Annotated in this window: 11 protein-coding genes; 3 read left to right on the forward strand and 8 right to left on the reverse strand. The window is 61.4% G+C overall.

Annotated elements, in window-relative coordinates; genetic code table 11:
- The first annotated feature begins 21 nt into the window (after nt 1-21).
- Nucleotides 22-1,416, forward strand: a complete 1,395-nt coding sequence (locus tag ACW8PS_RS00880) for an aspartate aminotransferase family protein (RefSeq protein WP_491525361.1) — start codon at nt 22-24, stop codon at nt 1,414-1,416.
- A gap of 9 nt (nt 1,417-1,425) precedes the next feature.
- Nucleotides 1,426-2,727 carry an NAD(P)/FAD-dependent oxidoreductase gene (locus ACW8PS_RS00885; protein WP_491525362.1) on the forward strand — a complete coding sequence of 434 codons (1,302 nt, stop codon included), beginning with the start codon at nt 1,426-1,428 and terminating at the stop codon, nt 2,725-2,727.
- Nucleotides 2,728-2,947: 220 nt separating this feature from the next.
- Here the strand turns inward: ACW8PS_RS00885 and ACW8PS_RS00890 are convergent, their stop codons facing one another.
- From ACW8PS_RS00890 to ACW8PS_RS00920, 7 genes are all read right to left on the reverse strand, one after another.
- Entirely contained in the window at nt 2,948-5,086 is a 2,139-nt protein-coding gene (locus ACW8PS_RS00890) for a vWA domain-containing protein (protein ID WP_491525363.1), read from the reverse strand.
- The gene (locus ACW8PS_RS00895) at nt 5,083-5,619 is read right to left on the reverse strand and encodes an RNA polymerase sigma factor (RefSeq protein ID WP_491525364.1); all 537 of its coding nucleotides are present in this window, start codon (nt 5,617-5,619) and stop codon (nt 5,083-5,085) included. The genes ACW8PS_RS00890 and ACW8PS_RS00895 overlap by 4 nt, the downstream gene beginning before the upstream one ends.
- Nucleotides 5,620-5,728: 109 nt before the next feature.
- Complete coding sequence (locus ACW8PS_RS00900) at nt 5,729-6,025, reverse strand: hypothetical protein (RefSeq protein WP_491525365.1); 297 nt, start codon at nt 6,023-6,025, stop codon at nt 5,729-5,731.
- A 307-nt stretch (nt 6,026-6,332) separates the two neighbouring features.
- Complete coding sequence (locus tag ACW8PS_RS00905) at nt 6,333-7,121, reverse strand: ATP-binding cassette domain-containing protein (protein ID WP_491525366.1); 789 nt, start codon at nt 7,119-7,121, stop codon at nt 6,333-6,335.
- 1 nt (nt 7,122) lies between these two features.
- Complete coding sequence (locus ACW8PS_RS00910) at nt 7,123-8,244, reverse strand: ABC transporter permease (protein ID WP_491525367.1); 1,122 nt, start codon at nt 8,242-8,244, stop codon at nt 7,123-7,125.
- Nucleotides 8,245-8,335: 91 nt separating this feature from the next.
- On the reverse strand, nt 8,336-9,277 hold the full coding sequence (locus ACW8PS_RS00915; RefSeq protein WP_491525368.1) for a sugar ABC transporter substrate-binding protein: 942 nt from the start codon (nt 9,275-9,277) through the stop codon (nt 8,336-8,338).
- A 117-nt stretch (nt 9,278-9,394) separates the two neighbouring features.
- Nucleotides 9,395-10,213, reverse strand: coding sequence for a MurR/RpiR family transcriptional regulator (locus ACW8PS_RS00920; RefSeq protein ID WP_491525369.1), 819 nt, complete (start codon nt 10,211-10,213; stop codon nt 9,395-9,397).
- 140 nt (nt 10,214-10,353) lie between these two features.
- On the opposite strand from ACW8PS_RS00920, the gene ACW8PS_RS00925 reads away from it, so the two are divergent.
- On the forward strand, nt 10,354-10,485 hold the full coding sequence (locus tag ACW8PS_RS00925; protein ID WP_491525370.1) for a hypothetical protein: 132 nt from the start codon (nt 10,354-10,356) through the stop codon (nt 10,483-10,485).
- Nucleotides 10,486-10,936: 451 nt separating this feature from the next.
- Here the strand turns inward: ACW8PS_RS00925 and ACW8PS_RS00930 are convergent.
- Nucleotides 10,937-11,755: aminomethyl transferase family protein (locus tag ACW8PS_RS00930; protein WP_491525371.1), on the reverse strand; the 819-nt coding region annotated here is incomplete at its 5' end.

The raw sequence follows: 11,755 nt of genomic DNA on the forward strand, positions 1-11,755 counted from the left end.
GGCGAAAGGAATACCAAGCCGATGAACATGATCACCAACCACCTGCCCACCGCCCAATTGCAGGCGCTCGACGCCGCCCATCACATGCACCCGTTCACCGGCAATGCGGCCCTGGCCGAAAAGGGCGTCCGCATCATCACCCGCGCCAGCGGCGTCACCCTGACCGATAGCGACGGCAATGAGATGCTCGATGCCATGGCCGGGCTGTGGTGTGTCAATATCGGCTATGGCCGCGATGAGCTGGCCGAGGTTGCCGCCCGCCAGATGCGCGAATTGCCCTATTACAATACCTTTTTCCAGACCACCCATGTGCCGGCCATCGCGCTGGCCAGAAAAATCGCCGAGCTTGCGCCGGGCGATCTGAACCATGTGTTCTTTGCCGCTGGCGGCTCTGAGGCCAATGACACCAATATCCGCATGGTGCGCACCTATTGGGCCTTGCAGGGCGCGCCCACGAAATCGGTGATCATCAGCCGCAAAAACGCCTATCACGGCTCCTCGGTCGGATCCGGGTCGCTTGGCGGCATGGCCCATATGCACGCCCAAGGCGGCTTGCCGATCCCCGATATCACCCACATTGGCCAGCCGCATTGGTGGGCCGAAGGCGGTGACATGACGCCCGATGAATTCGGCCTGTTGCGCGCCCGCGAGCTGGAAGAGGCCATTCTGGAGATCGGCGAGGATCGCGTCGCGGCCTTTATCGCGGAGCCGGTGCAGGGTGCGGGCGGTGTCATCGTGCCGCCCGACAGCTACTGGCCCGAGATCCAGCGTATCTGCGACAAATACAAGATCCTGCTGATTGCCGATGAGGTCATCTGCGGCTTTGGCCGCACCGGCAATTGGTTTGGGTCACAAACGCTCGGCATCCGGCCCGATATCATGACCATCGCCAAGGGGCTCAGCTCGGGCTATGCGCCGATCGGCGGGTCGGTTGTCTGCGATGAGGTGGCCGAAACCATCGCCGGTGCCGAGTTCAACCATGGCTATACCTATTCGGGCCACCCGGTTGCCGCCGCCGTGGCGCTGGAAAACCTGCGCATTCTGGAAGAAGAGGACATCATCGGCCATGTCCGCAATGTGGCGGCCCCCTATCTCAAGAAAAAATGGCTGGCGCTGGCCGATCATCCGCTGATCGGCGAGGCCCGTATCCTGGGCATGATGGGCTCGATCCAGATGACCCCCGACAAGGCCACCCGCGCAGGCTTTGCCGCCGGGCCCGGCACCGCCGGGCTGATCTGCCGCGACCGCTGTTTTGCCAATGGTCTGGTGATGCGCCATGTCGGCGACCGGATGATCATCTCGCCGCCGCTGATCCTGACGCCGGAAGATATCGACACATTGATCGCCCGCGTCACCAGATCGCTGGATGAGACCCATGCCGCGCTGAAGGCGGACGGGCTGCTGGCCGCAGCCTGAAGCGCCATCATGGATCTGCTCACCGTCAATGACAGGGTGGGGGAATACCCCCCCTCCTTCTATGCCCAGGCGGCCACCGCCCTGCCCCGGTTTGCAACGGCCAAGGGCGATCTGAGCTGCGATATCTGCGTCATCGGCGGTGGCTATACCGGCCTGTCGGCGGCCTGGCATCTGGCAATGCGCGGCTTTGATGTGGTGCTGCTGGAGGCATCACGTGTCGGGTTCGGGGCGTCAGGGCGCAATGGCGGTCAGGTCGGACAGGGCCAGCGGCTGGAACAGGATGAGCTGGAAAAGATGGTGGGCAGGGAACATGCCCGCGCGCTTTGGACCATTGCCAATCAATCGGTCGATCTGGTGCGCGATGTGGCCGCGCGCGACGAGGTGCGGGCGAAATTTCACCCCGGCATCATCCACGCCGCGCACCGGGCCCGCCATGTGCCCGATTATCACGCCTATGCACGCAAGCTGACGGAAGACTATGGCTATGACCGGATCCGGGCGCTGGATCGGGAGGAATTGCAGAGCTATGTCGCCTCACCCGCCTATCACGGCGGCACCATTGACATGGGTGCCGGCCATATCGATCCGCTGGAACTGGCGCTTGGCCTGGCGCGGCTGGCAATGGGCGCGGGGGCGCGAATCTTTGAAGCTTCGCGGGTGACCCGGCTGAGCAAGGGCGATCCGGCGCTTGTGCAAACCGATGCCGCCCGGATCCGCGCCGCCCATGTGGTGTTGGCCTGCAACGGCTATCTGGGCGGGCTGGAGCGACAGGTGGCGGCTCGCGTCATGCCGATCAACAATTACATGGTGGCGACCGAGCCGCTGGACGCGGCGCGCCAGGAAGAGATCATTCGCGGCAACCATGGCGTGGCCGACAGCAAATTCGTGGTGAATTACTTTCGCTTTTCCGATGATCACCGGCTGCTGTTTGGCGGCACCGAGAGCTACGGCTACCGGTTTCCGCGGGATATTGCAGCAGCCGTGCGCCGCCCCATGGCCCAAGTGTTTCCGCAACTGCAAAATATCGGGATAAGCCATGCCTGGGGCGGCACATTGGGCATCACCATGAACCGGATGCCGCATTTCGAGCGGGTGGCGGGCAATATCCTCAGCCTGTCGGGCTTTTCCGGGCATGGCGTGGCGATGGCGACATTGGCCGGGCAGATCGCGGCCGAGACAATCGCGGGTCAGGCGGAGCGGTTTGATGCCATGGCCCGCGTGCCGACCCCGCGCTTTCCGGGTGGTGCGGCGCTGCGCTGGCCGTTGCTGGTTCTGGGAATGGTCTGGTTTTCCTTGCGCGACCGGTTCTGAGACCGGTATCGGCGCGTCTTTGACGCGCCGACCGGGGAATGCGCGGGCTCAGGCCCCGATGGGGCCATCGCCCACGCATGGTGCCTCCGGCGGGGATATTTGCAGCGCAAAGAAGGGGACCAGGTGAATAGTGGGCCCCGGAGGAGGGACAGTCCCTCCGGGGCCCGGGCGGGAAGGCCGGGGGGGCTGCTCGATCGCCTTCCTGCCGGTGCCGACAGGATCAGTCTTGCGAGAGGCTTTCGGCCAGGCGCATCAACTGCACCGCTTCGTTGCGATAGCCGAACGCATCTGCGCCGCGATTGGCATTGGCCAGCGCAATGGCATCGTCGTAATCCCAGTCGCCCAGGAAATCGGAGCCGCGCAGGAGCTGCCCGAACCCGGCAATGGCGGCGGCAAATTCGGCCTCGGATCCTGACGTGTCTGTGTCGGTTATGGGGAAATCGATCAGCTGGCTGTCCTCTGCGCCCGGGGCCTTCCAGCGCAGGCGAATGAAGCCAAGTTCCGCGGCCACATCCTCGGGCACCTCACCGGTTTCGGCCGCGTTGTAGCGCAGCGGATCGGTCAGGCGGGCGGGTGATCCCACCGGCGTGACCTCATAGATTGCCGTCACCGAATGGCCGGCCCCCAATTCGCCGGCATCGACAGCGTCATTGTTGAAATCTTCGCGGGCCAGGGCGCGGGTTTCATAGCCGATAAGGCGGTATTCGGCGATCACGGCGGGGTTGAATTCGACCTGGATCTTGACGTCATCGGCAATCGGGTAGAGCGCGCCCGAGAGCTGATCGACCAGCACCCGCTGCGCCTCGTTCAAGGTGTCGATGAAGGCCGCGGTGCCGTTGCCGTTTTGCGCCAGCGCCTGCATCGTATCATCGTGCAGATTGCCGCGCCCGAAACCCAGGACCGAAAGGTAGATGCCGGTTTCGCGCTGCTCCGAGATGTAATCGGTCAGCGCATCGGGATCGCTGATGCCGACGTTGAAATCGCCATCGGTGGCCAGGATCACGCGGGACACCTCGCCCTCTTCGGTCATCTCGGCGGCAATGGCATAGGCCTGTTCCAGACCGCCCTGCCCATTGGTCGATCCGCCTGCGCCAAGGCCGTTCAGTGCGCGGGTGATGGCGGCCCGGTCGGTGGCTGGCGTGGGCACCAGAACAACTCCGGCGGAGCCTGCATATTCCACGATCGCCACCTGATCTTCCGGGTTCAACTGATCGAGCATCAACCGGAAGCTCTGCACCAGAAGCGGCAATTTCGCGGGGTCGTTCATCGAGCCCGACGTGTCGATCAGAAACACCAGATTGAGCGGCGGGCGATCCTCGATCAGCGGCATTTCGCCCTGCAACCCGATATGAACCAACCGGGTGTCCGGGTTCCATGGGGTCTGGAATACGGTCACGGTGGGGCGGAAGGGGCTGATGTCATCCTCGGACGGGGCGGCGTAATCATAGCGGAAGTAATTCACCATTTCTTCGATCCGCACAGCGTCGCGCGGCGGCAATTGCCCGCGTTGCAGGGATGAACGGATGACCGAATAGGCGGCGGTATCAACGTCGATCGAGAAGGTCGAGACCGGATCCTCGGAGGTGACCCGCAGGGGGTTGTCATCGGCATTGGCAAACTCTTCGCTGCCCGCCTCGGGCGGCGCGACATAGGGGTCGGAGGCCACGGTGCCGACAATGCCGCCGACAGCGCCAAAACCCTGTTGCGCGATTGCCGATGCCTGGCCATTGCCCGATTGCACGATGCCGCCCGCAAGGGCTTCGGTCGCCGCTGCGGTGCTGGTCAAGGTTCCCGCAACCTGATCGCGCAAGGCGGGCATTGGCGCGGGCAGCGGCATCGGGGCTTCCGCGTCGACCATTTCGCGCCTGTCGGATACCGGCGCGGCCGCTTGCTCGGTCTCGGTCACGACGGGAACAGATGCGGGTTCCTGCACCTCCCCGGCAAGCGTGCCGGTTATGGCATCGCCATCCAGAGGCGTGGCTGTTTGGGTGGATTCCACCTCCAGCGGCATTTGCGGGGTCAACGCGCCACCCGTTTGCGGCGCATTTATCCGCCCGCCAATCAAATCCTGGCCAAGAGGGGTGAAAAACAACAGGCCCACGGCGACAATGGCTGTGGTGGCGGTCAATCCGGCAATGCTTCGGGACATGATCATCTCAAATACTCCATTAAAAATGCCCCGCTTTTCAGGGCGTATGGAGGTTTGACGGGCCGCAGCCAGCGATCCTTGGCTTGAATTGAAATTTTCCTGCGCGACGCGGAGGTTTTCGGCGCGGCGTTCGGCATCGGGGGCGGGCGTGGCCGCCTGCATCGCGCGTTTCAGCGTATCGAGGTCAAAATCATCCTTGCGGGAGGTCATGTTGCCTCCTCCTTTTCTCTCATCTCGCGCAGCCGTTTCCTTGCCTCCGATAACCGCCAGCTGATGGTGCCTTCAGAGACGCCCAATATCTCGGCCACTTCGGCATGGGTCAGATCATCCAGCACCAGCGCCAGCGTATCGCGCAATGTTTCACTCAATTGCCCCATCGCCATATGCAGCCAGCCGATAGTGTCGCGTTCCTCGGCGATGGCGGCCTGGCGGCCGGTTTCCCAATCGCCCCATCCGTCCAGCGCCCTGGCATAGGTCGCGGCCTTGCGGCGCCGGTCAATCGCGGCGTTCACCGCAACCCGGTAGAGCCATGTCGTGACCTTGGACCGGCCGCGATAGCTGCTGATCCGTTCGGGCAAGACGGCGCAGATATCCTGGCACAGGTCTTCGGCTTCGGCCCGGTTGCCGGTCAGGCGAAAACAAAGACCAAAGAGACGATCATAATGACGCGCCAGAAGCGCCTCAAAGGCGCGCGCGTCGCCGCCAGCTGCGGCCCCGGCCAGATCTTCGTCACTCACAATCATGCGCATGTCATAGCTTAAGACGCAGGCGATGCGGAGATCCTTGGATTGTCTGCGAAATTATTTTGGCGCCAGCGGCTGGACAGATTCGGTTCCGGTGCTGGCGCGGGCATCATTCATCGCTCTGCCCGGTGCCGTCGGGATCGAAGGCGATGAAAAACTGATACAGGCAATACAGCCCCGCCGCGCCAAAAACCGCGGCCCAGATAAGGTTGCCGTTCCAGGCTTCGAACCCGGCCCAGGCCAGCAAAACGCCCACGATCGCAGCCCGAATCCAGAGCGGGCGGAAATGCGGTGACTGGATCTTGAACGGGTCCCACATGCGCGCCTGCCTTTCCCGCCCGGCCAGAGCGGTCTCAAAGATTCTGTGTTCGGCGCGCAGCTGGCCGCAGCTTGCGACCTCGGGCATGCCAACTTCCCACCAATTGCCATCAATTTCGTTGCTTGGGTAGGGGGCAGTGTCGGTCACCACCACAAAAGGCCCGGCCGCCCCGCCTTCCACAGCTTGTGCAACGCGCCCGCCGCCCCCTGAACAATGCCCCGCCACCGGTCACGATCACCGGGGTCTGCGCGCCGCGCAGGGCAACGGCCACTGCGGCCACTGCGGCCAGTTCCGCCTTGTCCGGGCGCACCCGGCGCTGGTGCCACGGGCGCGGTTCAAGAAAGCCGCTGGATGATGGCGGCGGGCGTGATGATCGCGGCGGTGGCCGCCAGTGTCACACGGTGCCCCCGAGCGATCCCTCCAGCGCAACCATTTCCTGTCCGCCCGCCATCAGATCCTGCAACTCCTCGGGCGTGATCTGCCCGCGCTGCGCGGTGCCAAGCGTCTTGCCCCGATTGAGCACGGTAAACCGGTCGCCCACGGCCATGGCGTGACGCACATTATGGGTGATGAAAACCACACCGATACCCTGCTTGCGCACCTTGTCGATGGTTGACAGAACATTGGCCGTCTGGCGCACGCCAAGGGCGCTGGTCGGCTCGTCGAGAATAAGCACCTTCGCCCCGAAATGCACCGCGCGCGCAATCGCAACGGTCTGTCGTTCGCCGCCCGAAAGCGTGCCGACAGCCTGATCCGGGCCGCGCAGGTTGATGCCCATTTTGCTCATCTCCTCCATCGTCACCCGGTTGGCATATTCATGATCGAACAGTTTCAGCGGGCCGACACGGCGAATAGGCTCGTTGCCCATAAAGAAATTGCGGCTGACCGACATCAGCGGGATCATCGCCAGATCCTGATAGACGGTGGCAATTCCCGCCGCGATGGCGTCGCGCGGATCTGAGAAATGCAGCGGTTTGCCCTCGAAAAATATCTCACCGGATGTGGGTTTGTGCACGCCTGACATGGTTTTGATGAAGGTCGATTTGCCGGCCCCATTATCGCCCAACAGGCAATGACATTCGCCGGGAAACAGATCGACCGAGACACCGGCCAAGGCAATGACCGAGCCGAAATGCTTTTCGATATTGCGCATTTCGATGATGGGGGCATGTTGCGTAGTCATCCTATCTCTCTCCTGTGATCATGCGGCGGATATAAGTGTTCAGGATCACCGCAAAGAGCAGGATCAACCCAAGAAACACCCGGAACAGAGAGCTTTCGACACCGGCAAAGAACAGGCCTTGCTGGACCACCCCGAAAATCAGTGCGCCCAAAGCCGCCCCAATGACCGAGCCATAGCCGCCGGTCAAAAGCGCGCCGCCAATGACCACGGCAATAATGGCTTCAAACTCTTTCAGGACACCGCGATCAGCACCGGCAGATCCAAATTCCATCACCTGGACGGTGGCAAAAACCGTGGCGCAAAAAGCCGTGGTCATGAACATCAGGATCTTGACCCGGTTGACCGGCACACCGACATAGCGCGCTGCCTGCGCATCGCCACCAGCCGCGTAGATCCAGTTGCCAAAACGGGTGCGGGTCAGAATCAGATGGCCGACAATGACCAGAAAAATAGCCCAGACGATCAGCATTGGAATGCCATCCACCACCGGTTCACCCATGCGATTTCCGCGTGTGAATGTGGCGATCATTCCATTGTCACCCAACCAGCTGAACAGCCCCTTTAAGATCTTGCCACCAAACAAAGGGGCCAGCCAATCACCCTCTGCCGCAGTGTCGATGCCACCAATGATGGTCCGGCGTTCAATCACCTGCGGCAGAAAGATCGTGAAGCCGCGCAAGATGAACAAAAACGCCAAGGTCACAATGAAACTAGGCAATCCGGTGCGCACCACAATAAAACCGTTCAGCGCCCCGATGGAGATACAAAGGACAAATGTCACCAGGATGCTCTGCCAGACCGGCCATTCCAAAGTGATTGTGAAGATGGCGATCATCATGCCGGCAAAACCGATCATGGAGCCAACGGACAAGTCAAATTCGCCCGCGATCATCAACATGCAGGCACCGACGGCGATAATCATGAACTGCGCCGAAACAGTGGACCAGTTCATGATCCCCTGACTGTTGAACATGCCGCTGTCGCCAGCGAATATCAGGAACAGTGTGAATACAATTATGGTGCCGCAAATACCGCCCAGTTCGGGGCGTATCAGCGCCTTTCGCAGACGTGACGTTTCCTTGATCCGTTCATCTGCATTCGGAGCGGTGGTTACCTCGGGCATTGGAATCTCCAGAAACCTGATGGGGAAAGGGTAGGCAATAGGGGCGGCAAACGGCCAGATATCTGGCCAAAACCCGCCCCTATTTCAGTTTCTAGCGGAATTCGCCAGCAAAGCGTTCAACCATCTCAAGCCCATCGGCGGTTACGAAACCAGGGCCAGAGTTGATGTTGTTGCCCGGCAAAACGCCATAGCGGTGGTAGTTGGCCATAACAACAACCGGCAGATAGGACTGCAGGAAGGGCTGCTGGTCGATGCCCCACTGGATAACGCCGTCACGAATGCCCTGAACGATGTTTTCACCCAGATCGAAAGTGCCGAAATAGATGTCACCGGCCATGCCGTTTTCTTCCAGCGCCAGAATGGTGGGATCAGCCGAGGTTGGGCCAAGTGTCAGGATGGCGTCGGTTTCGGGGTTGGCGTTCAGATAGGCCAGAACACGGTTGCGGATTTCAGACGGATCCTGACCGCTGTCGATCATCTGGTTGCCAAGATCAACGCCCAGACCATCTGCAAAGCCCTGGCAGCGTTCGCTGGAAGACGGTGAGGAGATGTAGTGGTTCACGCACAGGAAACTGGCAATTCCATCACCGGCAGCCCGCAATCCAGCGGCGTAACCCGCATCATATTCGGGCTGGCCCACATACATCAGCGCGCCAACTTCGCGGGCCTGATCGGGGGTGCCGGAATTCATGATGATCACATCAACGCCGGCGTCCACTGCGGCGCGAATCGGGCCGGACAAGACATCAAAATCGGCCAGTGTCGTGATGATACCATTGGGTCCGGATGCAGCCGCCTGTTCGATAATGCGTGCCATATCGGCCAAATCGCCCGTGGGCGGATTGCGATATTCGACCTGAACATCCATTTGTTCACCGGCAAGTGCCAGACCGTTACGAACGGTGTTCCACCAGCTGTCGCTGTCAGGCGCGTGGCTGACCAATACATAACGCAATTCTTGGGCCGTTACAGGTGCACTCAAACCTGTCACGGCAATCAGGGCTGCGGCTACCGCCGTCAGGGTCTTTTTCATGATGTCCTCCCAGTTTGTCAGAAAGCCCGGATGCTCCGGGATATTCAGAACGGGGCGCAGCGGTCGCCGCGCCCGTCACGAATGGAATATTCATTCTATTTACAAGTATTGCAACACTTAAGTTTCAGATCGTGCCGTGCCCACTGCCACCGCCAGCGTCAATGCCAGCGACAGGGTGGCCGACAGCGCGCGAAACGCCCCGAAATCAACTTCCTGCACCGAAAGCGCGTGATCGGACAATTGCCAAAGCGGGCTCATGATACTGTCGGTGATCGAGACGACGCCGCAGTCGCGGTCGCGAAACTGGCGCGCCAGATCGACGGTTTCATCGCTGTAGGGGGCAAAAGAGATGGCCAGCAGCACGTCGCCGGACCGAATCGCATGGCCGTGGCCAAGGCAGCCGGTGAAATCATGCTGAAAGGCCGGAACCGACATGCGTTCAAGCGCATAAGTCAGGTAACTGGCAACCGCATAGGCCCGGCGCAGCCCGACAATATGGACCATTTCGGCCCGTGCAAGCTGCCCTACTGACAAGTCCAGAACCCGCGCATCTATAGAAGACGCAAGGTTTTCCAAAGAGTTATGCCCAACCTCCACAAACTCCGCCAACAGCGCCGAAGGGCTGCCCGCGCCGGATTTGCGCAAATTGCCAAGCCGGGTGCGGTAATCCAGCGGAGACTGGCCATAGCTGCTGCGAAACACGCGCTGCATCTCGGAAAATCCGGAATACCCCATCAATTGGCAAAACCGCATCACGGCGGAGGGTTGCACGCCGGCAGCCTCGGCCAATTGCGCCACGGTCGAGACGGCGATTCGATCGGTATGGCCCGCCAGATATTCGGCACATTGGCGCAGCCGCTTGGGCAGGCCATCCGATATTTCAACCAGCCGCGCCTGGAAGCTGTCAACGTTCTGCGGGGCAGTTATTGTCGGCATGGGCAGCAGCTCCAACGGGTGGTTTGACAGAATGAACCTACAGGATCATAGCCAGATTGGAATATTTATTCTATCGCGTTTTGCAAGTGAGAGCGTTTCCCCCATGATCATGAGGTGGTCGCAGATACCGCACCCCGCTGATGCTCGGCTTCAACCGCCGCCTTGATCCACATTTCCGCGCGGTTCAGCAGGCGGTGGCCGCAGGCCGGTTCGGGGCCGTCGAACAGATGGTCATCGCCAGCCGCGACCCTGCCGCGCCACCGCGCGCCTAGAGCGCGTCGCGCCAAATCGAATTCACCGGCCGACCCGAACGCATTCGATTGCGCGAACGCTGCCTCGGTCCGGGTGAGGAATGCTCGAATCCGATCAGGCGCGACGCGCTATAAATCGCCCGATCGGGCGGCATTTTCCGCGACATGACCAGCATGACTTTGACATGGCCCGGTATTCTCCGGGCCCGGAGATTATGTCGATCCCGATATCGGTGCCGAGGGCGATTTTGACACGGCCATGATGCAGATGCAGGCTTCCACGGGCGCGCAGGTGCTGATCGCCAAACAAATACAGTTGTTAGGGAACATTTGCGGCAAAAGGCGTGGCGGGCCCCCCATGGTCACTGGGCCGGATCGTGATGCGGGCCGCGAAGAAGCCGCTTGCGAAGCGGCTTTCCAACGCGATTTCGAAATCGCGTGCCCAAGGCCATTGCAATGGCCTTGCCCTGCCTCAGCGTTTCACCCTTTCCATCCCTGGGTCGTAAAGCGGGCCGAGATGCACCTCGCAGGGCACCCGCTGCATGCCAACCTCCAACTCATAGGCCCCCGACAGCACGTAGTCGCGGTCGACGCCATCCTGGTTCCGCACATAACCCATGCCGATGGATTTGCCGATCGTGTGCCCGAACCCGGCCGAAGACAGATAACCGACCCGCGCGCCATCGCGATAGATCGTCTCGCGCCCCGATAGAATCACGCCAGGCTCGGTGGTAAAGCTCGCCATCCTCCGGGTCACCCCCGCCCTGCGCTGCGCCTCGACCGCCGCGCGCCCGCGAAAATCGATGTTCTTCTTCAGCTTCACGGCGAATGTCAGCCCGGCCTCGACCGGCGTGTAATCGGGCGTGATATCGGATGCCCAGGCGCGATACCCCTTTTCCAGCCGCAGCGTTTCAATCGCCCGGTAGCCGGCATTGCGCAGCCCATGACCCGCCCCCGCCCGGTGCAGCGCATGATAGACCGTGACGGCATATTCGACCGGCAGATGCAGCTCCCAGCCCAGTTCCCCCACATATGTTATGCGCAGCGCATTGACCGGACAGCCCGCGATGCCGATGGTTTTTGCGCTGCCAAAGGGGAAGCCTTCATGGCTCACATCATCGCGGGTGACGCCAGACAGGATATCGCGCGCATTGGGGCCAAACAGCGACAGCACCGACCAGGCCGAGGTCACATCGACGATCTGCGCATTCATGCCCTGCGGGATCGAGCGCGCGATATGGTTGAAATCATGGGTCGCAAAGCCGGTTCCGGTGACGATGTAATATTCATC

Source organism: Alterinioella sp., assembly GCF_058343375.1.

Bases quoted from the DNA above. Each gene is read 5' to 3' on its own strand.
- ACW8PS_RS00880 (WP_491525361.1), top strand. From the start codon at position 22: ATGAACATGATCACCAACCACCTGCCCACCGCCCAATTGCAGGCGCTC.
- ACW8PS_RS00885 (WP_491525362.1), top strand. From the start codon at position 1,426: ATGGATCTGCTCACCGTCAATGACAGGGTGGGGGAATACCCCCCCTCC.
- ACW8PS_RS00890 (WP_491525363.1), bottom strand. From the start codon at position 5,086: ATGACCTCCCGCAAGGATGATTTTGACCTCGATACGCTGAAACGCGCG.
- ACW8PS_RS00895 (WP_491525364.1), bottom strand. From the start codon at position 5,619: ATGATTGTGAGTGACGAAGATCTGGCCGGGGCCGCAGCTGGCGGCGAC.
- ACW8PS_RS00900 (WP_491525365.1), bottom strand. From the start codon at position 6,025: ATGCCCGAGGTCGCAAGCTGCGGCCAGCTGCGCGCCGAACACAGAATC.
- ACW8PS_RS00905 (WP_491525366.1), bottom strand. From the start codon at position 7,121: ATGACTACGCAACATGCCCCCATCATCGAAATGCGCAATATCGAAAAG.
- ACW8PS_RS00910 (WP_491525367.1), bottom strand. From the start codon at position 8,244: ATGCCCGAGGTAACCACCGCTCCGAATGCAGATGAACGGATCAAGGAA.
- ACW8PS_RS00915 (WP_491525368.1), bottom strand. From the start codon at position 9,277: ATGAAAAAGACCCTGACGGCGGTAGCCGCAGCCCTGATTGCCGTGACA.
- ACW8PS_RS00920 (WP_491525369.1), bottom strand. From the start codon at position 10,213: ATGCCGACAATAACTGCCCCGCAGAACGTTGACAGCTTCCAGGCGCGG.
- ACW8PS_RS00925 (WP_491525370.1), top strand. From the start codon at position 10,354: ATGCTCGGCTTCAACCGCCGCCTTGATCCACATTTCCGCGCGGTTCAG.